The following is a 25984-nucleotide window of genomic DNA, read 5'->3' as shown; positions in this document are numbered from 1 at the left end:
GTCGAGTGTTCGCGTGATCAAGGTCGAGAATCTCTCGAAATCCTTCCTCGACTATCAGCGAGGCTGGGTTTCGGCCGTTGGCGGCGTGAGCTTCGAGTGCCATCCCGGAGCCATCTTCGGCTTGCTCGGCCCCAATGGTGCCGGCAAGACGACCACGCTGCGGATCCTGAGCACCGTGCTCAAGCCGACGGGCGGGAGCGCGGTGGTGGCCGGTTACGACGTGACGGCCAACCCCGAGGCGGTCCGGCAGAATATCGGGTACATGTCGGCGAGCACCGGGATCTACGACCGGATGTCGGCATGGGAACTGGTCGAATACTTCGGCAGGCTCTACGGCTTGACTTCCGCTCGGCTCCGCGACCGCATGGAGACGATCTTCGACTGGCTCCAGATGAACGACTTTCGCGACATTCTGGGGTCGAAGATGTCGACCGGGATGCGGCAGAAGGTCTCGATTGCGCGGACGATTGTCCATGATCCGCCGGTCCTGATCTTCGATGAGCCAACCTCGGGTCTCGACGTCCTGGTGGCCCGTGCCGTCCTCCAAAAGATTGCGGAACTGCGCGACCAGGGCAAGACGATCGTCTTCTCGACGCATTCGATGCACGAGGTCGAAAAGCTTTGTTCACGAGTGGCGATTATCCACAAAGGCAGGGTGCAAGCCGAAGGCGAGCCGCACGAGCTGCTCACCCGGTACGGGCAGCCGGACCTCGAGGAACTTTTCTTCTTCCTCGTTGAGAATGCCAAGAGTGCCGAGCACGAACCGATCGTGAACACATCGACGTCCTGGGATGAGTGAATTCGACGCGGGAGCCCGAGTGGGCGTCGACCGTCGCAATCCGGTTCTCAACGAGATTTAAGCCCCATGCGCTGGTCGATTGTGTTCGTGATCTTTCGCCGCGAGGTCCGCGACCAGGTGCGTGACCGGCGCACCCTGTTCATGATCTTCGTTCTGCCGATCCTGCTTTACCCGATGCTCGGGATTGGGGTCGTCCAGTTCTCGGCGGCCTTCGAGCAGAAACCGCGGACGGCGCTCGTGATCGGCTCGGAGTTCCTGCCGACGGTCGTTCCCCTCCTGAACGCCGAGAAGAACGGGTTCGACGTTTCCCTCTTCGACTCGCCCGATGAGGCCAGCAAGCTTCGCGTCCGGGCCGAACCGGCCAAGCCCCCCTGGCTCGATGCGTCGGTTCGGGAGCAGGCGATCCGCAATCGCGTGGCCGAAGCGGTGGTCGTGATCCCTCCTGATTTCATGAAGCGCCTCGAGGAGGCGGCGAGCTCGGAGTCGGTGGAAACCCCGATCCTCTACGACAGCACGGACGAACCGAGCCAGATCACGAATTTGCGGGTCAAGGAGGTCCTCTCGCGCTGGAAGAAAAAGATCGTGTCGGCCCGGCTCGAGCGCGACCAGAAGCCGGCGAGCTATACCGAGCCGATCGCGGTCAAGTCGGTCGACATCGCGAGCGAGTCGGAAGTCGGAGGGAGCGTCTGGTCACGCCTTTTCCCCTTCTTATTGGTGATGATGTCGCTGACCGGGGCGTTCTATCCGGCGATCGACCTCTGCGCCGGCGAGAAGGAACGGGGCACGATGGAGACGCTCCTGATCAGCCCCGCCTCGCGCGCTGAGATCGTGATGGGAAAGTTTTTCACGGTCGTTCTGGCGAGCATGATGACCGCGCTCTTGAACCTGGTCAGCATGGGGTTAACGGGCATCCAACTGGCCAACCAGGTGAGCGGGATCGCGGGAGGTGGCCATCGCCGGCTCTCGTCCGTAATTGCCCCGCCGACGTTCACCGCCGCGTTTTGGATGCTCCTGCTGCTGATCCCCCTGTCCGTCTTCTTCAGCGCGATCTGCCTGTCGCTGGCGGTCCTGGCCAAGAGCATGAAGGAGGGGCAGTATTATATGACGCCTCTCTACCTGGTCTGCCTCCCCTTGATCTTCCTGACGCTCGCGCCCGGGATCGAACTCAACCTGTTCTATAGCCTGGTGCCGGTGACCGGTGTTTCCCTGCTCCTGCGTGCATTGATCCTCGGCGACTATGCCAACGCCTGGCGGTATTTCTTGCCAGTCCTGGTTCCGACGATCGTCTATGGCGCCATTGCCCTCCGCTGGGCGATCGACCAGTTTCAGCGTGAGGATGTCTTGTTCCGTGAGGCCGAGCGGTTCGAGCTCAAGAGTTGGCTTCGCCACTTGCTCCGGGACAAGGAGCCGACCCCCAACGGGGGCGAGGCACTCCTCTGCTTCGTCCTCATGTTGACCTCGGCCTGGTTCCTGATTCAGTATCTCACGGCGCGAGGACTGGGCAGCTCGACGACAATCATGGCGGCCGGTCAGGTGGCGTTCATCCTGACACCTCCGCTGGCGATGGCATTTGTGCTGACGTCCTCACCGCGCCGGACGCTCCGCCTCTTTTGGCCCAAGACGCGTTATCTCCTGCTGGCGATCGGCCTCGCGTTCTCGCTCAACCCATTGGTCAATGAGCTGCGACCGCGAGTCGAGCAACTGTTCCCGGTCTCACCCTTGATCAAGGCGGCCCTCGATCAGATGATGACCAATGTGCCGAGCCTGGGAGTGGCGCTCTTGCTCTTTGCGGTGATCCCGGCGATCTGCGAGGAGTTCGCCTTTCGTGGGTACATTCTGACTGGACTCGAGTCCAGGTACAGCGCCCGTTCGGCGATCTTGCTTCAGGCCTTGTTATTCGGATTTCTTCACGTTCTGCTCAGCCTCTTCCAGCAGCTCTTCAACGCGACGCTGCTGGGGCTTGTCCTCGGTCTGCTCGCGGTTCGCAGTGGGAGCATTGTTCCTGGAATTGTGTTTCATATGCTCAACAATGGAATGGCGGTCCTGCTCGGTTCCTGGATCAGCGATCCTTCCACGCAGCGAGTCGCGAACTGGTTCTACCGCGACCCCAAGCAAGGGCTCTTCCACTACGGGATTGTCGTTGCGGGTGGTATTGCCTCGGTCTACTTGATCGCCCTCTTGAGTCGAGCCAGTGGTGAGGGCAAGCTGAAGCCGCCTTCGAGTGAGTCTGGTTCGCTCGAAGCGTTGCATTCCTTGAACTGAGTGCGGACAGGCTTCGATTCCTTCCTTCCGTCATCCAGGTTCACGAATGAAATCGTCTTCGTTGACATTGTCGGCTCGTTACGTGTTTCCGGTCGAAGGGGCGCCGATCGCCAGCGGATGTCTCACGATCCAGGATGGCCGGATTGCCTGGGTCGGATCCGCGCGGGAACGAGTCGCCGACCTGGACTTGGGGAACGTCGCGATCGTTCCGGGCTTCGTCAACGCCCACACTCACCTCGAACTCTCCGCGCTGGAGGGCCAGCACCGCGTTGCGGAGCAGGCCGTCGAGATTGAGGTTGAGGACGAAGTAAACTGGTTGCATCGCGTGGTGGAGCAGAGGAAGAGCGGTTTGCCGGGCGAACTCGAACAGGCGGTCGGCCGTAACTTGCAGGAAAGCATTCGAGCGGGAACCACGTCGCTGGCCGATACAACGACGGCCGGCCTGAGCTGGGACCAAGTGGCCGAGGCCCCGATGCGGGCCGTCGTGTTCGCCGAATTGATTGGGCTGAAGCGGGGCCGTGGGCTTCAGACCAGCGCCGAGGCCTGGGATTGGATCGGCTCGATTCGTCCCGAAGCGCAGGTGATCGCGAACGCCCGCCCGGGTCTGAGTCCGCACGCGCCCTACTCGACCGCGGGCTGGCTCTATCACAAGGCGGCGGCGAGCCGACTTCCGCTCTCGACGCACCTCGCCGAGATGCCTGAGGAGCTCGAGCTGCTGGAGCGCGGCAGCGGGGCGCTCCGGACGTTCCTCGAGACGTTAGGGGCGTGGGACGACGAGTGGGAGCCAATCAGCCCGCGGCCCGCCGACTACGTGCGCCGGGGTGAACTCCGCAACGCCGACTGGCTGATCGCGCACGGGACCTATCTCGAACCGACCGAGTTCTGGCAATTCCGACCCGAGGCGGCGCCGAACAACCATCGGGTGGCGATCGCCTTTTGTCCGCGAACCCATGCCCGCTTCGGCCATTCCCCGCATCCCTATCGGGCGATGCTCGAACGCGGAGTGGTGGTCTGCCTGGGGACGGACAGCCTGGCCTCAAGCCCGAGTCTGAGCGTGCTCGACGAGATGCGTTTTCTGCATCGCCGCGACGATTCGCTCAACGGACCGCTCCTGCTGACCATGGGGACCCTCTTCGGAGCCTGGGCGCTCCGTGCCGAGACGACGACAGGCAGCCTCAAGCCCGGCAAATCCGCCGACATCGCCGTGATCGACCTGCCCGACCGTGAGGATTCCGATCCTCACCAGCTTATGCTTGAATCCGATTTGCCCGTCTCGGCAACCATGTTTGAGGGAAAGTTCGTGAGCGGAGCCTGGAGCCATTTCTGAACAAACAGGGTGACTCGTTTTATTGTTGTTTCCGACAACGCATATTCTGAGATTTAGAAGTAGAGCTGCATGCGGATCCAGAAGAGCTCATTGGTGAGCTGCTTGATGTTGGGTTGGCGGTAGATCACCGGGTTGCCGAACTCGGTATGTTGCCAGTCGAAATATACCTTCACGTAGCGGTTCAAATACCAGTTAACGCCGAAGTTGGTGTTCCAGGCCCGCTGACTCCAGAGTTTGGGGTCGGCCAATCCGCCGCTGAACACGCTGCGGTCGAACTCCAGGTCACTGTAGCGGAAGATGAGCTCCCAGGCCCCCGGGCCGAGCTTACCGCGGCGGAGACTGAACGGTCGATTGGGCTCGAGGATCGTCCGGCGTTCCTGGGTTTCGCCGGTGAGGAAGTATCCCATCGCAACCGAGTATCCGCTCACGGGGACGTCGACCGACTCCGGCGCCTTCTTGTTGAGAGCGTAGCGAAGGATGCCGCCGTTGTAGTCGGTGAAGAACGAGAATTGCTTGTAGAAGTACGCCGCGTGCGCCGACCAGAACGTGCGCTGGCCGCGCTCGCGCACACTGTCCCCCAAGACGAGGAACGGTGGGCTGAAGAGGTCGGCCGTGCTGGCGTTGGAAGCGTTCGACGCGGTCCGGAAGGCACGGGGCACGATCGGGTTGTCCTGCTCCCCGTAGCTAAACGATCCGCCCAGGTTGAGGTCGCGTAAGAGCGAGCCTTTCTCCTGGTCTCCGAACGGGCGGATGTTCAAGTAGGAGATGACGTCCTTGGATTCGTTGTAGTCCTCAAACGAGTTCCGCGGCCCGTCGAAGGCGCCGACGGCATAATCCACCCGATTGTCGAAGAGGTTGCCCCAAAGTTGCACCCCCAGTTGGCGGTTCAGGCCGAGGTTGGATGTGAACAGCGAGCGCTCCGGGGCGAACAGCCACATATTCTGGATGGCAAACTGCTCGTAGTTGAACGGGGTCATGAACCGGCCGACTTTGATTTGCGCTCGATCGTCGTACCGGAAGTTGAGGTAAGCGTCGAGGATGTCGAGACCGCTGAATCCGCGGTTGAGCGAGAGGGAATACTCGATCGGCTGGGTCAGGCGGCCGTTGAAGAAGGCGCGTACGCGGGGGAAAACAAAGCCGGAGCGAGCATAATCGTCGCCGTGAGGGACGAACGAGCGGGCGTCGAACTGGGTTTCTTGGTGGAACTGGAGCTGAAATTCCTTATCCTCGGTCATCAGCTCGAAGCCGGGGCCAAAGTTGGCCTTGAGCGGAACCTTCTTCTCGGCTGTTGCGCCCGAGACCCCGTAGCCGGGCACGGGCGAGAGCCGACCACCGGGCGTCCCCGGGGCGCCCCCGAGGTTCGGTCCATCGCCGGGCCGCGCCGTGACCGCGCCACTCCCGCGGTCGCCCGCGCCACCGCCGCTCGAACTGCCGCCACTTGAGGTGGCGTTGGACGACCCCGCTCCCGCTCCCACCTGCTTGCGGAGTTGGGTCATCTCCTGGAGGAGCCGCTGCATTTGTTCGTCATGACGGCGTTCTGTCTTCTCGAGCTGCTCGGCGAGCTTACGGTTCTGCGCCTCCATCTGATGGAGGCGGTCCTCAAGCTGGGTCGGAGCCGGTGGGATCGTGGCCGGGGGCTCTGATTCCTGTGCCGGCGCAATCGGAGCGCCGAGGGCGAGAATTGCCGCGGCGAGGATCCAAGCTTGGTTGCGATTTCTCTGATCGCCCAACGGCGGCTCCTGCCACATGACCGAGAGAGAGGGGCCCACACTTGCTCGACGCAGGGTGAACAACTTCGTTGATATTCGCCAAAGTCCTATTAATCGGAATAATCAGGGCCGTTGCTTCAGTGTCACTCCGCACTTGGTCGCGGTTTTTTTCGACACTGTCGTCCCGTGACCAGGTTTTCCGCCCGGATCCATCAACGCTTGTGCCGTTGCCGCAGTGTCAAACGAGCGAGATCATGCGAAGGCCCAAAGACGGGGAGCGGATCGCTGCCTGTCTTCCGACGGACGAGGAGCTCCCGGTAACGTGGCGACAGTCTCGACTTTGAGTGAGCTCGGACCGGGCGCCGCAACGGGTCGATCCCTCGATTCAGAGCCGCGATCCGAGTAGAATGAGGCTGTGAGACCGTTGAGGTTGATCCTAAACCGAGATCAGCCTTCAGGTTCTTCTGTCGGTCCGGACCTGCGACTGGCCAACGATGGAGTTCGACGCGGGCCGGGGCGCGATGGTGGCGTCATCGGGAGAGTGTTCAGATGTCGAGAAATTCGAGGGTGGACCGATGGCGAGTGGCGCTCGCCTTGATAGGGCTCGGCATCGCGGTTGCCGGTTGCAATCGGTCAGACGAATTAGCGACGGAACCTAACGATCGGACCACGAGCCGGTCCCAGGCAAGTCCCCCCGCGGGAGGAACCGATATGCCGTCAGCCGAATCCGAGAAGCCGGAAGTGACGGGTCCCAAGTTCAACCCGCTCTCGGCCGAGGAGGCACGGGTGATCCTCAAGAAAGGGACGGAAGCCCCTTTCGTCGGGGAATATACCAATACGACAGACCCCGGCACCTACGTTTGCCGGCGTTGCAACGCGCCGCTGTATCGTTCCGACAGTAAATTCGTCAGCGACTGCGGATGGCCCAGCTTCGACGACGAAATCGCGGGCGCGGTCAAACGAATGATGGACAGTGACGGTTCCCGCACCGAGATCCTCTGCAAAAACTGCGACGGGCATCTCGGCCATGTCTTCGTGGGAGAACAGCTCACTGCCAAGGACACGCGCCACTGCGTGAACTCCCTGTCGATGAAGTTCTATCCGAAAGGGAGCGACCTCCCCGCGGTGATCAAGTAACCCCGAGGGGTGACGAGCCCAACCGGGGCCGTGGACCAAGCAGTCAGGCGACCGCAGAGACATATGGCTCTGGCAAGCCGCCTGACTGGGTTACGAACGTCGAGTGGCGCGGATCACTCCATCCCGGCGTTGGTCGGATCGGCCGGGGGGCCGATCGGTTCGACCGCGGGCATGAGCGGATTGGGAGGAGCAGGGGGGAGCGCGATCTGCCGCCAGTCGGTCCCATCGACGTCTTGTCGGATGAGCAGATAAATGATCGAAGCGGCCGACCAAAAATAGCTGTAGATCCAGCCGTGAGCCAGGAGGCCGACGACCGCCAGCCAGAACGTATGGAGCTTCGCGGGGGCCGAATCGAGGGGCACGCGACCGGCCTGGAAGAGCGCTTCGAGTGGATCGTGCGGGGCACTGATGCTCAGGCTCCAGTGCGCCATCTGGACCACGAGTTGTGCGAAGATCGAGACGAAGGCAAGTCCGGCGAGACCAATGATCCAGGCCAGGACCAGGTAGCTCGCATATCGGAGTGGACGCTGAAAGACGTAAGCATAGGATCGGCTCAAGGCGTCGAACCCATCCTCGGCTTCTGCGGCGACCGACGCATGCATCAAGGGCCAACCGGTCGCGAGGCCCACCAGGATCAGGGCCATGACCAGGCCGGCCAGTAGGGGGAGCACGAGGAGGACGCCCGCAATGACGGGCCCGATCGACGCTGGCAGGCGATAGAGGAGACCGAAGCACGCGCAAGGGACGGCCAGGATGGCGACCCCGATGAGGGGACTGAGCGGTCCCAGGACCAGCGGGATCGACTTGCCCAGGGCGAACTCAAGAGCTTTCCTGACCCCCATGCGCTCGCCGGCGGCCACCTTGACGGTGGCGATCCGCGCGATCGCGCCGCCGATGATTCCCCAGACGATGACGGCCCAGACCGCAGCGAGGAAGGCGTGGAGCATCGACAGCCCGCCGCCGCTCCGCAATGAGAAGAGGGCGAGGAAGGGGGCGATCAGGCATTGCACCGGTTCGGTCAATTGCCAGAGCGAGAGGCCTAGGTCGAGAGCGACTCCCCCGCCGGCTGAGTCCGTGGCGAACGAGCTCAACCCGGCTGGGATTCGAGGATCGGACGAGGGAAAGGCTCGATCCAACGCCCCCCAACCGGCGTTCAAGGCGATCAGGCCGATCGCGGCCAGAAAGAGCTTCTTCGGGTCGATAGAGACGCCGATCCCCCTGAAGAGGCGGAGCCACGGAAAGAGCCGAATGAAATGGATCTCTCCGCCCAAAGACGATTCATCAGTCATGCAACGGCTCTCCAACGGCCACCTCAAGGGACGACGCAGGTCAGGACGACCGACTCGCCCCGTGGAACAAGCTGGCATTCACCAAGGGATGAAGGCAAGAGGCGGGTTTGGCCGAATCCGAGGAGGTCCGCGGTTTCCCCGGTCCGGATCTCGGTGTCGCCCGCCAACCCGAGCAGAATCGTGAAACGGTCATGGCTTCCGACGGTCGTCGGCCCGTTCAAGCGGAGCCGCTCAAGGGCGAAGTAGGGGCATCGGGCGAGCGGTTCTCGAGTCCCGCCGGCGATGGGAATCGCCGTCGGGTTCAGGGGATCGACCGGACCCGCGGCATAATTGGTCGATTCGAGGGCTTCGGCGAGGTGAAGCGGTCGCGGCCGTCCGTCGGTTCCGACCCGGCCCCAGTCATACACGCGAAACGTGGCGTCGGACATCTGCTGGATCTCGGCAAGCACCACCCCCGCGCCGATGGCGTGGACGGTGCCCGCGGGGATCATGATGCAATCCCCCGGCTTTGCCTCGAATCGGTGGAGAAGCGGTTCGACCTGGCCGGTCTTGAGCGCCTCGGCGAACTCCGGGCGCGTGACCCCTGGGTTCAGTCCGGCATAAATCAGGCTGCCGGGCTCGGCATGGATGATGACCCAGGCCTCGGTCTTGCCATTGTCGTTGGCGAGGAGCTTCCCCTTCGCGTCATCGGGATGCACCTGCACCGAGAGGACCTGATGCGCATCGATGTATTTGACCAGCAAGGGGAACTGCGACGCAGGACCAAGGTGCTGGCCGAGTAACTCGTTCCCGCGCGTCTGGATCAGGTCGCGGAGTGAGACTCCCTTGAGGGGCCCTTCGGCCACCTGGCTGACGTCGTCGCGGTGGTCGGCGATCTCCCAACTCTCCGCGTACCGCGTGCCCGCGCCGAGCGGCTTCCGGAGGATCGTCTCGAGCCGCCGCCCGCCCCAGATCAGTTGTTTGAGGATCGGATCGAACCGCAAGGGGTAGAGGGGGACATCCCGCATCGAAGGTCCTTGATGATTCTCATCGTGTCTCGCCAGCGCGGCGAGGGTCTTCGCTTGGGTGGGCACCCCCCACCGATCCCGGCGTCCGAAACATTGAGTGCCACCGACTCAGGGTCGAGGCATCGCACGGGATGCCAACCCACCAAATCAGTGACCGGGCCCTCTTTGTAACGGGAGCGGCGAGGCGATGTCCACCCGAGTCGCGGAATTACCGAATCAGACGGAATGAGGAGAATCGGTTTCTCGCTGGAAACCGACAATCGGCGTGTGGTAGAGTGATTACTCAAGGAACGCTCCCGCCCGAATCGGCCGTCCCCGAGAGGCCCACGGCGGTGCCGCCCCAAAAAAGGGTCCCGGCCTCGGGATCGGCCGTCGCGACCCGCGTCTCCTCCCCTCATCAATGCCCGCCGACCGGCTTAGCCCTAGGCTTCGTTAGGGTGGTCCACATCCAATGCCGACCGAAAACGATCTCTTCGCGGAAGAACAGACGATGGTCACCATGAGCTTTGGTGATCACATCGAAGAATTACGCCTCCGGCTCATCCTCGCCCTCTATGGACTCGTCATCGGCGTGGTCCTGACCCTGATCCCCGGCATCAACCTGGGACAGCGGATCATGAACAAGATGGTGGAGCCCGCCCAGGCTGCGCTCACGGAATTCTATAACGAACAAGCCGTGCGGCGGGCCGAGGTTGCCGACGCGGGGGGCGTGGTCTCGGAAACGGCCCAGGCCATCATTCCGGCCGACGTCTTCCTGACGGAACTCGGCAAGATCGCCCCCGGGCTCAAGCTCCCTGAGGCCGAGACCGTCAAGGATAAGAATTTGACATTCCCGATCCGCTATATGGAGTCGGGGATCATCAAGATCGTCAACGAAGGCATGAGGCCGAGCAACGCCTTGATCTCGCTGGCGCCCTTGGAAACGATGACGATCTTCTTCATGGTCTGTCTGGTCGCAGGGCTCGTCATCGCCAGCCCTTGGGTCTTCTACCAACTCTGGGCGTTCATCGCCGCGGGGCTCTATCGTCACGAACGCCATTACGTGACGAAGTTTCTCCCGTTCTCGCTCGGCCTCTTTCTGTCCGGCGTCTTCCTCTGTTTCTTCGGTGTCCTCCCGGTCACCTTGCGGTTCCTCCTGGAATTCAACGTGTGGCTCGGCATCGAGCCGACGCTTCGCCTGGCCGACTGGATGAGCTTCGCCACGATCTTGCCCCTCGTGTTCGGGGTCTGCTTTCAGACGCCGTTGATCATGGTCTTCCTCGCCTTGATCGGGATCTTCACCGTCGACGACTTCCGGTCCAAGCGGAAGATCGCCATCCTGGTGATGGTCGTCGCGGGTGCGGTCCTGACTCCGAGCCAGGACCCGTTCAGCATGCTCATGCTCGCCGTGCCGATGATCGTGCTCTACGAGCTGGGCATTGTCCTGGTCGACCGCAAGAAACTGGGGCCCGCCGTCCGCCGGACTGAGTGAGTGGCCGAAGTGGAAAGAGTCCGTCGAACCGAGCCTGCCTGGCGGATTGGCTCGCTCGGTTCGACCCTGATTTCTGGAATGAGAGCGGGATGGCCGTGAACCGTGGGATCGTTTACCTGGTGGGTGCCGGGCCTGGTGACCCCGGTCTATTGACTCGGCGCGGCGAGGCCTTGCTGAAGCTGGCCGACGTGGTCGTCTACGATCACCTGGCCAGCTCTCGGCTGCTCGACCTGGCTCCCAAGACCGCCCGCCTGATCTGCGCGGGGAAGTCGATCGGCCATAACACCCTGTCGCAAGGAGCGATCAACGAACTCCTTGCCGAGCATGCGAAGGCCGGGCGCACGGTGGTTCGGCTCAAGGGGGGCGACCCCTACGTCTTCGGGCGCGGGGCCGAGGAAGCGGAGTTTCTGCGTGAATCGGGGGTGGCGTTCCAGGTCGTACCGGGCGTGACGGCGGCCGTCGGAGTCACCGCCTATGCCGGTGTCCCGGTCACCCATCGCGACGCCGCCTCGGCCGTTGCGTTCGTCACCGGCCACAACGATCCCGACGCCTTGTCGGGGCACGGGCGGCTCGATTGGGCGGCGCTCGCCCTGTTTCCGGGCACCCTGGTCATCTACATGGGGGTGACCAGGCTCGAGAGTCTCTGCAAGACCCTGGTCCGACTCGGCAAGCCCCCGACGACCCCCGCCGCGCTCATCGAGGCCGGCACCTTGCCGCGACAACGTACCGTGAGTGGGACGCTTGCCAACCTCCACGAGCGGGTTACCGAGGCAGGGCTCGGTCCCCCCGCGCTCTTGGTCGTCGGCGAGGTGGTTGCGCGGCGGCCCAACTTGCGTTGGTTCGAGAACCAACCGCTTTTCGGCCAGCGCATCGTCGTGACCCGTCCCGAGGGTGAGACCGAGTCGTCGGCGGCGGTGTTGGAGTCGTTCGGCGCCGAGGTTTTGATTGCGCCGACCGTGGAGATCCGACCGCTCGAATCGTACGACGAACTCGATCAGACGATCGGACGCCTGGCCGAGTTTCGCTGGCTCGTGTTCACATCCGTGAACGGGGTCGACGGCTTTCTCGAGCGTCTCGATGTCCTCGGCCGCGACGTACGCGCCCTCGGGCACCTGAAACTGGCCGCGATCGGCCCGGCAACGGCCGGAGCGCTCGGCCGATATCATCTCAAAGCCGACCTGGTCCCTCGTTCGTTCCGGTCCGAGGATCTGGCCGAGGCGCTCGCGCCTGCTGTCGCGGGGGGCCGCGTTTTGCTCGCACGGGCCGATCGGGGCCGGACCGTGCTCAAGGACGAACTCGAGAAGATCGCCGAGGTCGAGCAGGTCGCCGTCTATCGCAATACGGACGCCGACGCCTTGCCCGCCGCGGTGGTAGCGCGGATCGAGCAAGGTTCGATCGACTGGATCACGTTGACCAGCTCCGCGATTACCGAGCGGCTGTATTCGCTGCTGTCCGAGTCCGCTCGAGAACGGGTCGGCCGCGAGATTCGCCTCGCCAGCCTTAGCCCTGTGACTTCGGAAGCCGCCCGGCGACTGGGGTGGAACGTCGCCGCCGAGGCGAACGTGTTTACCTGGGCGGGGCTCGTCGATGCAATCGTTGAAGTGGTTGCGACGGAACGGGCCAATGCGGCGGCGAGGCTCTGACCTCCCGGTCGCTCACTTCGAAATGCTTCATGCCAATGGTGGGCCGTGCCCACCCTACACGAGAATTCCAGTCGATTCTCGTCTTGTAGGGTGGGCACGGCCCACCATCTTCAGCTTGGCGTCATCGAAGCTCGCGTGAAGTCTCAAATCCTTGCCAGAGGATGAAGGCTCCTCCGATGATGAACAGGACGTCCAGCAAGATGTTCCGGCCGAGGATGCTCGCGACCGCGTCGAGCAGGAAGATCAAACAGACGAGGCCCGCGACGATCATCGCGGCGTAACAAAGGACTTTCGGCGTCTCCATCGTCCACGCGCTCCGTAGGCCGGGGTAATCGACAACATTGCTCCAGCTTATCACATAAGGAGAGCCGAGCCTGTGTAGTGTACCATAAGCGCGGCGATCCATCGCCACGCGTTCGGCCTGAATTCGATCCTTAGACGTTCTGGACCGGAATGGTGCGTGGTTTGGCGACATCCTGCTTGGGGAGTTTGACTCTCAGAACGCCGAGGCGGGCCTCGGCCTGGGCCGCGTCGAAGTTGACCTGGTTCGAGAGCACGATCTGTCGGTGAAACGTCCCGAACTGCCGTTCACGAAGCGGAGCGTGTCCCTCGATCGGCGCATCGGGGTTCTTGACCCCGCGGAGGCTGAGAATATTGCCGGTCACCGAGAGGTCGATCGAACCGGGCTCGACGCCCGGGAGTTCGGCGACGAGGACGATTTCGTCGGCCGTCTCGATCAGGTCGACTGCGGGACTCCAACCCGTCGGTTCGAGGTCCATCGGAGGCGGTTCCGACGGGCCCAACCGCGCGGGATTCCAGTATTCCTCCATCAGACGGTTGAGCTCGTTCTGGAGGACGTGAAATGGGGCGGAGATCTCCCGCCGCCAAGGGATCGGTCGTGCCATGACTGAATTCCTTCAATGTCCAAAGTATGGAATGGCTTCAGGGCCCTCGAGTCGACGAGACCAATACCGCTCGCAAGGCGCTTACGACTTGATCTCGATGCGATGGGTCTTGGCCCGCTCGGCCTTCGGAAGGATCAAGCGCAGGACACCGTTGTGGAGCTCGGCGGTGATCCGGCTCCGTTCCACCTCATCGCTCAAGATGAACGAGCGGTAGAAGTCGCCCACCTGATATTCCTGATGAAGGATGCGCGACCCTTCGGGCGCCTGGCTGGTGACCTGGGCATAGAGGCTGAGCACGTTGTCTTCGAGCTGAATGCTCACGTTGTGTTCGGTCGCACCCGGAAGGTCGGCCTCGAGAATCAGACCGTCCGGGCTCTCGTGGATGTCGATTGGTGGCGTGAAATAGGTCGCCGGAGGCTGCGAAGATTCGGCGCCGGGCGCCTTGGGATTGCTCGGATCGCGGGGGGCGGGCCGATCGACCGCGACCGGGATCGATGGATTGCTGACGCTCATCGCTGGGCTCCAGGATGGCCTCGAAGTTCAGGTCGTCGCCTTGATCGGGATCGGTCGTGGCTTGGCACTCTCCGCTTTCGGGAGCGTGATCGTGAGCAGTCCTTGCGCGAACTTGGCCGTGACCAGCCCGCTGTCAACGCGATCAGGCAGGGAGATTGTCCGAGTCCACCGACCGAATTGACGCTCTTGACGCCGATAACACTCGTCCGCGACGCCCTCGGGCCGCTTTCGTTCCCCCTTCAAGGTGAGGGTCTCGCCGGTGATCGACAGATCGAGGTCCTCCGGGGTCATCCCCGGCAACTGCGCGGAAAGCAGGTACTTGTCCCCGCCGTCGTAGAGATTGATCGACGGCTCGTGCCGACTCAGCCGCCAGGCTTGGAGTGGCTCAAAGCTCTCGAACAGACGTCCCACTTCGCGTTGAAGATCGCGAAACGGATCCCAACGTCGCTGCCAGTTCAATCCGCTCATCGAAGTGACCTCCCCTTGAAAAGGTAGTTCGGAGGATCAGTTCAACTATTGCAGAGTACGTGCCGGAAGCTGACTTTTCCGGGGACTGCCATTTTGGGGCGCCGCTAGTCGATTTCCGTGAAGAACTTGCGGTCGATTGGCCCGATGAGATCGGACTCAGACCTTGGCTTCGGATTGTCCGAACCTGCCAAAAATTCACGCCCGAGCGGACCAAGTTGGCAGACGGAACGGACGCTGCCATTTTGGCGGATAGGAGCGCACGCGGTTACCAGGTGAGGCGAAGGTTCCGGAAATGGACCGGGTAACCCGCGGGGCTCTCGAGGGTGAGTGCGGGGGTCGTCTCCTGTTCGGCACTCGTGGGGAGGAGCCTTTGATCGAGTTGCGCGGTGAGGGTGTCGGTCGTGCGCTGAATCCGAACCTGATGCCAACCCGCCAGGGGAGCCACGGTTTCGGGAGATGAGCCTGGGGCAACGAGGGGAATTCCGACGACTTTAGTCTGGGTGAGTGCGTCCGGATCGGCCCAGACGTCCACCCGGAGATCGAAAGTTTGCGGGAGCGGCAGAGGCAATTCGTAGACCCGGGGACGCGTTTCGGAGCCTGGCGACGGGGAGGGCGCGACCAACCGCGACATCCGAAACGAGTGGCCACCCGGCGCCGATGACTGCGGTGGAACGAGGAACGGAGCGGACACCCCGGAAACGCGCAGGGTCAAGCACGAGGCGGCCATCGTTCCGAGCAGGACGAGTCCCGGCAGAGAACAGGCCCACCACCGCGGGGGGTGCGATTCCAGCGAGAACGGACATTGAACGAGCATGAGCACTCTTTGGAAGAGCGCTGAGGTACTCGTCGGGGATGGCGAGGAGGTCGGCAGGGTTGCGGTGGGTCGTATTTCCGGGTCGCCGCTGGCGATTTTCACGAGGCTCGCCGCGTAGGCTTGGAACGGGCCAAACGCCTGGGCCGCCCGCCGATCCGCCATGAACTCCTGATCGAGCTTCATTTGCGCTCGAATCCACCAGAGCGGGGGAATAAAGAACCAGAAGGCGTGCGCGAGACCGCTGGCCAGGCCGAACCTCGAGTCCTTCCGTTCGGCATGCGCCAGTTCGTGCAAGAGACTGAGCCGGAGCTTCTCGGCCGACTCGGGAAAGTCGAGGTCCACCGGGATCAGGATCGACTGGCGGAACAGGCCCACGAGCACGGGGCGGCGAACCCGCGCACTGACCCGAAATCGAGGCCGACGACCATGGACCGGCAAGCTCTCATAGAGTTCGGCCGAGAGCGGTGAGACCTCCTCGGAACGCGACGTGAGCCAGTTCAAGCCCCAGTATCCCAGGAGCATCCAGCCGAGGGAGGAGGCCGTCCCCGCGAAATAAAGGAGGACCAACCACCGCGGCGGTGGCCCAACCAACCCGCGGAGGGGACGAGGACCGTCCGACGCCAAAGCCCGTTCGCTCGTGAGCGTTTGACCCGACCCGACCGGCTTGATGTCCAGGTGGCCGCGAACATGGTTGGCGAAAATGGGGTGGGCGAACAGGCCCGACCGGTGCGCGACCCGATTCAAGGAGACCCGGGGAAAAGGCGCGAGAATGACCAGTGGAATGAGTGCCAAAACGCTGAGGATCGCCGCACGGGCCAGGCAAATCCGGCGCACGGGCTGACGACAGCCGATCATCGCCAAGGCGACCAAGCTCAGCAGAGCCGTGGCCGAGAGCGACGCATCCAGCAGCATTTCACCCAGTCGATCGATCCCGTCGGCCATGCGTTGGCCTCTCGAATCGAGAAGTATGCGGACAAAGGATCTGCGCGTGGAACGCGATGCAGCCATCGAGCCGAAATCGTGAGTCCCAACCTCTCGACTCAACGGCCGCATCGGCCCCTATCGGTTGCCGTACATCCGAGTCGGAGCGAGCGGAAGGCCGGTGGAATCGCGTCGCGCGCGGCCGGCTTCGCTCTTCAGAATTCCTCAATGGTTCCGACTTCGGACAACTCGACCTTCGCGGCCGTCTGCCGTTCCGCTTCGTCGATCATGGCGCGGAGGCGATCGAATTCCGCCGCCGTCGGCGACCGCGAATCGAGCAGTGCCACCATCACCCGGTCGAGCGCTCCATCGAAAACCCGGTCGACGAATCGCTTGGTGAGTTCATGAATCGTGCGATCCGACGACTTCTTGGGGATGTAGATAAAAGTACGCCCCTCGACAACGTGGCGGACCAGGCCCTTCTTGTCTTCCATGATGTTGAGCAGCGTCTGCACGGTGCTGTAGGCGACCGGCCCCGCCGTCTTGTTGAGGTCGTCCTGGACCTCTCGTACGCTTGCCTTCTCCCGCGCCCACAGGATCTTCAGGATCTCCAGCTCGCGGTCAGTCACCATCTGGACTTTGCGCACGGTGTTTTCCCCCGGGTAAGACGTACGATTGGGATGATCGTTAACGTAACTTAACGCTCCGTATGGCAATCGGCAACCCTAAGAGTATCGGAATTCAGGGCCATTGTACCGATTTATTTCGGAGAAGTGGACTCGACTTATCCTGAATGTGCCAATCAAGTTACGTTCACCGAATCAAGCGAGGGAGCACGACGTATCTCATCCATGCATGCTGATTTGCCGTCCGGGTGGCGGGGCGAGTCGCTCGAGTCGCCCCGCGAGCAACTCGGGAAATCGCTTGTACCACCGCGCATTGAGCGGGGAGGGGTGAGGTAAAGGCAAGAGCACTAACGCTTTGTGGGTCGAGCCCTGCGTGTCGGGCAGGATCAAGTCGCATTCGAGCTCCGCTTCATAGCGATCGTCTCGACTCCAGAACGCCTCGAAGGCGCCGGGATCACTGTAGGGGAGAAACCATTGGAACGCTTCGTTCCCGAGGGTGATGACGTGATTCCCTTGCCAGTGGAGGGCGAGGAGTTCGGCGACGAAGGGGCGAAACCGTTCCTTGACGGCCGTCGTATATGCCTTATTGCCAGGGGGTTTGTAGGGCACGGTGTTCGTTAAAAGGACGTCGGGAAGGACCGACTCGAGGGTGCGATCCGACTTCGGCGGGGGTTCGCCATGTCGCGTTTGGTAGACGCCCGAGCGGACCAGCCGGCCCCCCGCGCCAATTAAAGGTTGGCCCGCGGCGACCTCGTCCTTGCCGAGGTCGCGACCGAACACACAAGGGGGAGCGGCGAGCGAGCCGGCGAACAGGATCGGCTGCAACGGATCCTTGCCGGCCTTCTCATAGATCGGCGTATCGATCGGAAACGGTTCGCGTTGCGCTTCTTGGTGGATGGAATCGACCAACTGCGAAATCGTGCGCATGGCGGTCACTTCGTGCCGTAATTGAGGAGTGGGGCGGCCCAGGTCGGATGAACCATGAGCCCTGACGTGGTGTCTGGGTGTCGCCGGCCGGGGGCTTTCTGCTAAGATCATAAACTCGGCGAAACGATGGTGAAACCGGGGGAGCGATTCTCCTCATTTTGGGTGGCGAAAAGGGTCGGTCATGACGCGGATTGCGATCTACGATACGACGTTGCGGGACGGCAGCCAGGGGGAGGGGGTCAACTTCTCGCTCCAGGACAAGCTTCTGATTACGACTCAGCTCGACCTCCTGGGTGTCGACTATATCGAAGGGGGCTATCCCCTCTCCAACCCGAAGGACGCTGCCTACTTTCGCGCGGTCCGCGACCTCGACCTCAAGCACGCCCGCGTCACCGCCTTCGGGATGACCCGCAGGCGGGATGTCGCCGCCGAGGACGATATCGGGATGAAGGCCCTCGTCGGCGCCGGGATGCCGGCCGTGACGATCGTCGGCAAGAGTTGGGATTTTCAGGTCCTCGAGGTGCTCGGGGTCTCGCTTGCCGAGAACCTGAGCATGATCACCGACTCCGTCGGCTTCTGCGCGGCGAACACTCCTGAGGTCGTCTACGACGCCGAGCACTTCTTCGACGGCTACAAGAAGAACCCGGAGTACGCGCTTCGGACGCTCCAAGCCGCCGCGGACGCCGGCGCGGCCTGGCTCGTGCTCTGCGACACCAATGGCGGCAGCCTGCCCGACGAGGTCGCGAAGGCCGTGGCCGACGTGGTGGCGAATTTGAAGGTCCCGGTCGGGATTCACACCCACAATGATTGCGAGCTCGCCGTGGCCAACACCTTGGCCGCGGTGGCCCAAGGGGCGAGGCAGGTCCAAGGGACGATCAACGGCATCGGCGAACGATGCGGCAATGTCGACCTCTGCAGCGTCGTGGCGAACCTGTCGCTCAAGCTGGACGGCTACGAGGTGCTCTTGCCCGGCAGCCTGGTCCATCTTACCGAGGTTTCCCGATACGTTCATGAAACAGCCAACATGAACTTTCGGCCGGGCCAGCCGTTTGTCGGCACCAGCGCCTTCGCCCACAAGGGGGGGATGCACGTCCACGGCATCCGCAAGAACGCGGCCAGCTACGAGCACATCGACCCCTCTCTCGTCGGCAACGAACGCAGGGTCCTCGTGAGCGAGCTCTCTGGCAAGTCGAACATCGCCGAGAAGCTGGCGGAGTACGGGCTCGAACAAGATTCCGCCCTCTTGTCGAAAGTTCTCGACCGCGTGCAGGACCTCGAGAACGAGGGCTACCAGTTCGAGGCCGCCGAAGCGTCGTTCGTCCTCCTGGTCGAGCGGCTCGCGGGCCGCGAGACGTCTTGGTTCTCCAGTCTCGGTTATCACGTGAACGTCTCGGGGCGACCCGAGGGCGCGGCGACCACCGAGGCGACCGTCAAGCTGAGGGCGGGAGACGCGGTCGAGCACACGGTCAGCGAGGGGGACGGCCCGGTCAATGCGCTCGACGGGGCCCTCCGAAAAGCGCTGGAACGTCATTATCCCCGGCTCATGGAGATGCGGCTCGTCGATTATAAGGTCCGCGTGATCAACGGCCGTGAGGGCACCGCGGCCCGCGTTCGAGTCGTGATCGAGAGCCAGGACGACGACTCCGTGTGGGGGACTGTCGGCGTCTCCGAGAACGTCATCGAGGCGAGCTGGCTCGCTCTGATCGACGCCTTCGAACACAAGCTCACCAAGGATGCGCGGTCGTCTCAGTCACGAGTCGCCCTGGCTCAGACCTGATTCGCTCATCGAACACGCGAGAAGACTTATGGATGCCTTGGGCGTTGAACCGACACTGGCAACAGTCGTCGACGACGAGTTGATTCGTTATTTCCGCCACCTTGCGTCGCGCGTCGAGCGGGCCGTCCGCAGCTTGCCTCGGGAGAAGACCTGGGTCAATCCCTTCCCGTTCGGCAACAGCGTCGGCCACCTCATTCTCCACCTGACGGGGAACCTCAACCACTTCATCGGCTCAACTGTCGCCGGCACCGGTTACGTGCGCGATCGTCCTCAAGAATTCAACGACGCACAACACGCGCCGGCCGAGGTGATCCTGGCTCGGTTTCACGAGGCGGTGGAAATGACCGTGAACACGATCCAGGTGCAGGATGCGCGCGGTTTGATGACTCCGCTGACCGCGCCCATGCCCGTGGAGACCCGGTTCGGCCTGTTCTTCATCTGCATTGCCCACGTGAACAACCACATCGGGCAGATGAGTTACCTCGTTCAGGCCCTCGGACACAGTACGGAAGAGCCTCCCAGTTGGTGAGACCCCTGGGCGTCGTGATTCACCTTGCCAGGGTGGCGAATCCGCCCGGGGCTTCGGCTGGATTTTACGACCGCCATCGTGGACACTCAGGCCGACTTCATTCGCCTCATGGACCCCGTCATGGACCCGAACTTCGCATGAGTACCGCCGACCTCCCCAAGCAATACGACCCTCAAGACGCCCAGCGCCGGTGGTACGACTTCTGGCTCCAAAAGGGTTACTTCCACGCCGATCCGTCGAGCAAGAAGCCCCCTTATACGATCGTGATCCCCCCGCCCAACGTCACCGGGGCCCTGCACCTGGGGCACGCGCTCAATAATACACTGCAAGACATCTTGATTCGCTGGAAGCGGATGCAAGGTTTTGATGCGCTCTGGATGCCCGGCACCGATCACGCGGGGATCGCCACGCAGGCCGTCGTCGAGCGACGCCTGCTCGAGGAAGAGGAGAAGACGCGCCATGACTTGGGTCGCGAAGCACTGGTGGAACGGATCTGGGCCTGGAAAGATGAGTATGAAAAGCGGATTTTAAGCCAGTTGCGGCTCATGGGTTGCTCGTGCGACTGGGAACGCACCCGGTTTACCCTGGACGACATGTGCGCCCGGGCCGTCCGCGTCACCTTCTTCCGGCTCTTCCAGGCCGACAAGATCTATCGGGGAAAACGGCTGGTCAACTGGGACGCCCACCTGCGGACCGCGGTGGCCGACGACGAGATCTACTACGAGGACGTCAAGGGCCAGCTCTGGACGATCAAGTATCCGGTGGCCGGCTCGACGACCGGTGAGGCGCTCCACGTCGCAACGACCCGTCCCGAAACGATGCTCGGCGATACCGCGGTGGCCGTCCACCCTGACGACCCGCGCTATCAACACCTGATCGGTCGTTCGGTCTCGCTCCCCTTGACCGGCCGCGAAATCCCGATCATCGCCGACGGCCTGCTCGTCGACCCCAAGTTCGGCACCGGCTGCGTCAAGGTGACGCCCGCCCACGACCCCAACGACTACCAGACCGGCCTTCGGCACTCGTTGCCGATGATCAACCTGCTCAACCCCGACGGCACGTTCAACGAGAACGCGGGCGCCTATGCCGGCCTCGACCGGCGGGTCGTTCGCAAGCGCGTGGTGGCCGACCTGGAAGCGCAAGGACTTCTTGAGAAGACCGAGCCCTACGCGACCCGCTTGAACTATTCGGATCGAAGCAAGACCCCGATCGAGCCCTATCTTTCCGACCAATGGTTCGTTCGGATGGATGTCCTCGCCCAGAGCGCGATGGATGCCGTGATCTCGGGCCGGGTCAAGATTCATCCCGAGCGCTATGCGAAGAGCTATCTCGACTGGCTGGGCGAGAAGCGCGACTGGTGCATCAGCCGGCAACTCTGGTGGGGGCACCGGATCCCGATCTGGCATTGCGACGGGGCGACCGAGGCCGACCTTGAACGCGCCTTCGCGGGCCGCACCGACGTGTCCTGGCGCAAGGCGGAGGCCGGGGGCTGGCTCATCTGCGCGGAGACCGACCTCCCAGTCGATGCCCTTGGTCCTCAATTTGAGCTCCGCCAGGACCCGGACGTTCTCGACACCTGGTTCAGTTCGGCACTCTGGCCGCATTCCACCCTGGGATGGCCCGAGGAGACCCCCGAGCTCGCGAAGTACTACCCCACCAACGTGCTGTCGACCGCCCGTGACATCATCACACTCTGGGTGGCTCGAATGGTGATGTTCGGCCTGTTCAACCGCGACGAAGTTCCGTTCAAGGACGTCTTCATCCACCCGGTGATCCAGGACGGCAAAGGTCAGCGGATGTCGAAGTCGGCCGGCAACGGCATCGACCCGGTGGACATCATCGACCTCTACGGTGCAGACGCGCTGCGGTACACGCTCGCTTACTCGGCCACCGAGACCCAGGATCTCCGGATGCCGGTCGACAAGGCCAAGCTGCCCGACGGCCGCCAGGTCAACACGTCGGAACGATTCGAACAGGGTCGAACGTTCCCGAACAAGTTTTGGAATGCCGCCCGCCTCGTCCTCCTGAACCTCGAAGGCTACGAGTCGGCGAGCGTTGACCTTCGCGCGCTTCCAGTCGAGGACCGCTGGATCCTGAGCCGACTGACCGAAGTCCAGGATGCGACCACCCGCGACCTGGAGACGTTCCACTTCGCGGAGGCGACCAAGGGCCTTCGCGACTTCACCTGGAACGAGTTCTGCGACTGGTATCTCGAGTTCGCCAAGGGACGACTCCGCGATCCCGAGTCACGCCCGACCGCCCAGCGCGTGGTGGCGGCCGTCCTCGACGGTCTCTGCCGCCTGCTCCATCCGATCATGCCGTTCGTGACCGAGCAAGTCTGGCAGGCACTCGCCCAGGTCGCCCCCAGTCGCGGACTCCCCGAACCTGGTCCCGCGGCCGAGAGCGTTTGTATCGCTCCCTGGCCCAACTATCCCGACTCGTGGGACGATGCCCAGGCCACGGCCATCGTGGTCGAGAACTGGCAAGGTCCGATCACGGTCATTCGCAACCTGAGGGCCGAGCACAACGTCCCCAAAGAGGCGAAGATTCACCCGATCATCGTGGCCGCCAACGAAGGGGTCGCCGCTCGGATCCGCCTGGGCGAATCGTTCCTCAAGGCGATCACTCCGTGTGAGTCGGTGACGATCGTCACCCAGAGCGAGGAGCCGCCGGGCAGTGTGGTCGCAGTCGGAGCCGACGTCCGGATCATTCTGCCGCTGGAAAACCTGATCGATCTCGAGGCCGAGGCCGCGCGTCATCGCAAGGCCCTGTCCGACATCGACCGGCAACTCGCGTCTATTCGCGCCAAGCTTGGCAATGACGGTTTCGTCAGCCGGGCGCCGACCGCCGTGGTCGAGCAGCAGCGGGCGAAGGAGGCCGAGCTCGTCACCCAGCGTGCGATGGTCGTGGCGTTGCTGGCGAAAGCCGAAGCGAAGCCTTGATCTCAATGGCCGCGTTGACGGGGTCCGCCGCCCGCTTTATTATCATGGAAGAACGCCCGTCGCGAACCCACAAGCAGACCGGCAAGCGCACCGCCGAGGGCGGATGCGGCGGACCCGCGATAAGAGCGCCAGGGGAGACGACCGCCGTGCCCGTGCAGATGGAACTTACCCGGATCATCATCAACGAGAACAACGAGCAGCAGATCATTTTCCTCAAGGAGGTCGAGGGGGATCGGACCTTCCCGATCGTCATCGGCATCTTCGAAGCGACGAGCATCGACCGCCGCGTGAAGGGCCTTCCGGTTCCGCGTCCCCTGACCCATGACCTGCTTGCCAACACGATCGAGTTGCTTAGTGGCGAGCTGCAAGATATATTCATCAGCGAGCTCCGCGATCACACCTATTTCGCCAAGTTGCGAATCCGCCACAACGGTGAGATCGTCGAGGTCGACTCGCGACCGAGCGATGCCATCGCGGTGGCGGTGACTGTTGACGTGCCGATCTACGTCGCGGAAGATATCATCGACGAAGTGGGTCACTAAGCGCGTTGAACCGATCCGAGGAGGGGTGCCAGAGTGGCCGATTGGGACGGTCTTGAAAACCGTAGTAGGGTCAAACCTACCGTGGGTTCGAATCCCACCCCCTCCGTTTTAACGACTCTTTTCGCAATGCTTTATGATCAGATTCAAGTAAAGCTTCGCCGAATCCGTTCCCCCTTTCTTCGACGCGATCGGCTGTGGCATCATCGTTGGCCCAACGATTCGCATAGGGGGGACTTTCTCACCGTCGAGGCCAGGACCAGTGAACAGCGCGGACACTTTGGGCGGCCAAGGCGGCCCGAGGAGCCGAAGCAAGGCTCTGCCGGAGAAGGACTTCCGCGCCACCTACTGCCTACGCGACCACTGCTGAAACTGTCCGCGATTGTCCACCCTCGCTGAGAAAGTCCCCCATAGGGTGGGCACGGCCCACCTCTTAACTCCCTTTTGGCAGGGAGATCGGGATGATGGGCCGTGCCCACCCTACGGGAAGAATCCCATCCTGAACACTGATCGATCGCAACTGATTCATGAAATCATAACGGGTCCGGCGAAGCTTTACAGATTCAACCGTTCGCCCTCGCTTTTGAGCCTGTCTTCATCCTGCCCCGAATCGATCATGAAACGGGTATAAATCAGGTATCGCGGGTATTCGTTCGCCAAGCATGCACACACTCGACGATGAGGGGTTGGCGGACCATGCGGGTTCCCAAATAAGAATTGCCGGATTGGGAATCGATTGCGGAGCCTGCTCGACGCCATCTTCGTATGCACTACCACCTCCTCAGCGTGCGTTGTGAGTATGGGACCGCCGCCTTCGCCGATCGCACCAGGGCTTTCTGGGGCGTCTGGCAGTGGTTCAGATAGCAGCCTTCTGGCAGGGGGCGTGGTGCCGGGTTGTTGGCTGGGACTTTAGGAACGGTATGATGGCCCTCTCATACCCCTTGGTAGGACAATATTCTAAGGTTGATCTTTATGAGCAGGCTGGTCACTCTCGAGCGTAAGAAGTTGGACCCCCATCGATTGTATGGAGTCGTTGTCGCCCAGAACCCAGTTCTTACACTCTTGCATCAAGTAGTTGATTTTCAATTCGACGGCTTCATAGTGATGAGAACCAAGGACATCACACTATGCGAGTCATCTGAGTCAAACGACTACTGCCAGCGGCTCATGCGAAACGAGGAACTCTGGGAGACGGCCCCCCGATGGGTCAAGAAGCTCTCGATTGGAGGGTGGCCCGAGCTTGTCTCCGAACTCATCGGTAAGGTCGTCATCTTGGAGGATGAAGTCCGGGAAAGCTTTCACGTTGGGCCGCTCTTGGAAGCCCAAGCGAAGCACGCAGCGATCCACTACTTTGATGGTTGCGGACGACTGCAGGAAGTGGAGAAGGTTGCATATAGTCGAATCACCTCATTGCGATTTGGTGATCGCTACTCCACGACACATGCCAAGTACCTTACCTCTCCCTTGGCTCATTGACTCTTCGGTATCGGCTAAGGTCAGTTCCTCTGTTCATGCCATCGAAATTCTAGCGACATCGTGGGACTGTGACACCGGAATGGCTTCGATAGCGGCGTAGAAATCCTCCCTCGTCATCCGGTCTTCCGGCCTTCCCTTGGCCTTGGCATTGTTCTAAGCCATTGATAAGGAATAAGCATGAACACATTTTGCGTGATATTTTTGCTTTAGGGTTAGTCCTTTCATTGTGTAATAATGTGTATGCTGGTTAATGTGATAGTGCTTATAAAATTGCATGTTTTAGAGATCGTGGCTTCTGGTATTGTAAGCATCGCTATGAATTCGGCTTGACCGATGGTCGAGTCTTTCGACGGCTCCCGTTTGCCCTCTGGCGATTCGGGTGGCTTCGGAATGATATGATCAGCGACAATTAGGGAATTATCGCCACGAGCACCACCGTCAGCATCATCCCCCTTATCGTGAACTGCAGGCGGGGCAGTTGCATGGTCCTGCCCTCCAACTTCGCCGATGGTCCCCAACGAGGATAGCACGGCATGCGGGCGGTTGCACCTCGTCAGGCCACCCAGTGAGCCACGCTGCCCGACCAGCCCCGCCCTCAATCACTCCAGTCATCTTGTCCTGATCGCAGGCATGCGGTAGGGTCGATCGGTTCGCGCGTTGGACGTGCAAGTCGGATGGAGTGAGCGATGAGGCTACGATGGATGACGTCGCGGCGGTGGATGATCGTGGTGGCGATCAGCGAGAAGTGTCGAATATCCGGCCCCTGAGTCTGTCTTCGAAGCGACTTTTAGCGTGCCACCCGGGCCAAGCATCTCAATCCTTCAGGCATACGGGAGAGCCTTCCGAAACAGCCACGGGGTTTACGCCGATCTCTGAGGAGGAATATAAGGCCAAGATTCAGAG

General features: G+C 62.2%; 21 protein-coding genes and 1 tRNA gene. 12 read left to right on the top strand and 10 right to left on the bottom strand.

Features of this window, described 5'->3' with window-relative positions; all coding sequences use genetic code 11:
- Nucleotides 1-13: 13 nt before the first annotated feature.
- The 3 genes from BUS42_RS09895 to BUS42_RS09885 all read left to right on the top strand — a co-directional run bounded on the left by BUS42_RS09895 (nt 14) and on the right by BUS42_RS09885 (nt 4388).
- Nucleotides 14-799 carry an ATP-binding cassette domain-containing protein gene (locus tag BUS42_RS09895; RefSeq protein ID WP_074306769.1) on the top strand — a complete coding sequence of 262 codons (786 nt, stop codon included), beginning with the start codon at nt 14-16 and terminating at the stop codon, nt 797-799.
- Between the two features lie 66 nt (nt 800-865).
- The gene (locus BUS42_RS09890) at nt 866-3061 is read left to right on the top strand and encodes an ABC transporter permease subunit/CPBP intramembrane protease (protein WP_074306768.1); all 2196 of its coding nucleotides are present in this window, start codon (nt 866-868) and stop codon (nt 3059-3061) included.
- A gap of 61 nt (nt 3062-3122) precedes the next feature.
- Entirely contained in the window at nt 3123-4388 is a 1266-nt protein-coding gene (locus BUS42_RS09885; RefSeq protein ID WP_254053420.1) for an amidohydrolase family protein, read from the top strand.
- A gap of 53 nt (nt 4389-4441) precedes the next feature.
- Here BUS42_RS09885 and BUS42_RS09880 read toward each other — a convergent pair whose 3' ends face one another.
- Entirely contained in the window at nt 4442-6118 is a 1677-nt protein-coding gene (locus BUS42_RS09880) for a porin (protein ID WP_074310912.1), read from the bottom strand.
- Between the two features lie 690 nt (nt 6119-6808).
- On the opposite strand from BUS42_RS09880, the gene BUS42_RS09875 reads away from it, so the two are divergent.
- Nucleotides 6809-7234: a methionine-R-sulfoxide reductase gene (locus tag BUS42_RS09875; protein WP_074306766.1), complete on the top strand. Its 426-nt coding sequence runs from the start codon at nt 6809-6811 to the stop codon at nt 7232-7234.
- Between the two features lie 113 nt (nt 7235-7347).
- On the opposite strand, the gene BUS42_RS09870 is transcribed toward BUS42_RS09875, so the two are convergent.
- Nucleotides 7348-8523 (bottom strand): hypothetical protein, encoded by a 1176-nt coding sequence (locus BUS42_RS09870; protein WP_074306765.1) that lies wholly within the window; start codon nt 8521-8523, stop codon nt 7348-7350.
- A 23-nt stretch (nt 8524-8546) separates the two neighbouring features.
- Nucleotides 8547-9596, bottom strand: coding sequence for a type I phosphomannose isomerase catalytic subunit (locus BUS42_RS09865; protein ID WP_254053419.1), 1050 nt, complete (start codon nt 9594-9596; stop codon nt 8547-8549).
- A gap of 385 nt (nt 9597-9981) precedes the next feature.
- Here BUS42_RS09865 and tatC point away from each other — a divergent pair, with 385 nt between their 5' ends.
- Together tatC and cobA are read left to right on the top strand one after the other, a co-directional pair.
- Nucleotides 9982-11001, top strand: a complete 1020-nt coding sequence (tatC, locus tag BUS42_RS09860) for a twin-arginine translocase subunit TatC (RefSeq protein WP_074306764.1) — start codon at nt 9982-9984, stop codon at nt 10999-11001.
- 89 nt (nt 11002-11090) lie between these two features.
- A complete protein-coding gene (gene cobA, locus BUS42_RS09855) occupies nt 11091-12644 on the top strand; it encodes a uroporphyrinogen-III C-methyltransferase (RefSeq protein ID WP_074306763.1) in 1554 nt (517 codons plus the stop codon).
- Nucleotides 12645-12765: 121 nt separating this feature from the next.
- Here cobA and BUS42_RS09850 read toward each other — a convergent pair whose 3' ends face one another.
- From BUS42_RS09850 to BUS42_RS09820, 7 genes are all read right to left on the bottom strand, one after another.
- Nucleotides 12766-12948, bottom strand: coding sequence for a hypothetical protein (locus BUS42_RS09850; RefSeq protein ID WP_074306762.1), 183 nt, complete (start codon nt 12946-12948; stop codon nt 12766-12768).
- 130 nt (nt 12949-13078) lie between these two features.
- Nucleotides 13079-13549, bottom strand: coding sequence for an Hsp20/alpha crystallin family protein (locus BUS42_RS09845; RefSeq protein ID WP_074306761.1), 471 nt, complete (start codon nt 13547-13549; stop codon nt 13079-13081).
- An 81-nt stretch (nt 13550-13630) separates the two neighbouring features.
- Nucleotides 13631-14062, bottom strand: coding sequence for an Hsp20/alpha crystallin family protein (locus BUS42_RS09840; protein WP_074306760.1), 432 nt, complete (start codon nt 14060-14062; stop codon nt 13631-13633).
- A 27-nt stretch (nt 14063-14089) separates the two neighbouring features.
- Nucleotides 14090-14530, bottom strand: coding sequence for an Hsp20/alpha crystallin family protein (locus BUS42_RS09835; RefSeq protein WP_074306759.1), 441 nt, complete (start codon nt 14528-14530; stop codon nt 14090-14092).
- Nucleotides 14531-14795: 265 nt separating this feature from the next.
- Complete coding sequence (locus BUS42_RS09830) at nt 14796-16286, bottom strand: M56 family metallopeptidase (protein WP_074306758.1); 1491 nt, start codon at nt 16284-16286, stop codon at nt 14796-14798.
- Nucleotides 16287-16480: 194 nt separating this feature from the next.
- Complete coding sequence (locus tag BUS42_RS09825) at nt 16481-16912, bottom strand: BlaI/MecI/CopY family transcriptional regulator (RefSeq protein WP_254053418.1); 432 nt, start codon at nt 16910-16912, stop codon at nt 16481-16483.
- Between the two features lie 198 nt (nt 16913-17110).
- On the bottom strand, nt 17111-17818 hold the full coding sequence (locus tag BUS42_RS09820) for a uracil-DNA glycosylase family protein (RefSeq protein ID WP_074306757.1): 708 nt from the start codon (nt 17816-17818) through the stop codon (nt 17111-17113).
- A gap of 181 nt (nt 17819-17999) precedes the next feature.
- Here BUS42_RS09820 and cimA point away from each other — a divergent pair, with 181 nt between their 5' ends.
- The 6 genes from cimA to BUS42_RS09790 all read left to right on the top strand — a co-directional run bounded on the left by cimA (nt 18000) and on the right by BUS42_RS09790 (nt 25081).
- Entirely contained in the window at nt 18000-19595 is a 1596-nt protein-coding gene (gene cimA / locus BUS42_RS09815) for a citramalate synthase (protein ID WP_074306756.1), read from the top strand.
- Nucleotides 19596-19623: 28 nt separating this feature from the next.
- Nucleotides 19624-20124, top strand: coding sequence for a DinB family protein (locus BUS42_RS09810; RefSeq protein WP_074306755.1), 501 nt, complete (start codon nt 19624-19626; stop codon nt 20122-20124).
- A gap of 137 nt (nt 20125-20261) precedes the next feature.
- Nucleotides 20262-23066: a valine--tRNA ligase gene (locus BUS42_RS09805; RefSeq protein WP_074306754.1), complete on the top strand. Its 2805-nt coding sequence runs from the start codon at nt 20262-20264 to the stop codon at nt 23064-23066.
- 158 nt (nt 23067-23224) lie between these two features.
- Nucleotides 23225-23608 carry a bifunctional nuclease family protein gene (locus tag BUS42_RS09800; RefSeq protein ID WP_020466974.1) on the top strand — a complete coding sequence of 128 codons (384 nt, stop codon included), beginning with the start codon at nt 23225-23227 and terminating at the stop codon, nt 23606-23608.
- A 19-nt stretch (nt 23609-23627) separates the two neighbouring features.
- Nucleotides 23628-23714 (top strand) — tRNA-Ser (locus tag BUS42_RS09795).
- An 863-nt stretch (nt 23715-24577) separates the two neighbouring features.
- On the top strand, nt 24578-25081 hold the full coding sequence (locus tag BUS42_RS09790; RefSeq protein ID WP_074306753.1) for a hypothetical protein: 504 nt from the start codon (nt 24578-24580) through the stop codon (nt 25079-25081).
- Nucleotides 25082-25984: the final 903 nt, after the last annotated feature.

The organism is Singulisphaera sp. GP187, assembly GCF_900129635.1.
Classification (GTDB): Bacteria; Planctomycetota; Planctomycetia; order Isosphaerales; family Isosphaeraceae; genus Singulisphaera.
Note: the sequence above shows the minus strand (reverse complement) of the source record. Positions and strands in the feature narration are given on the sequence as shown.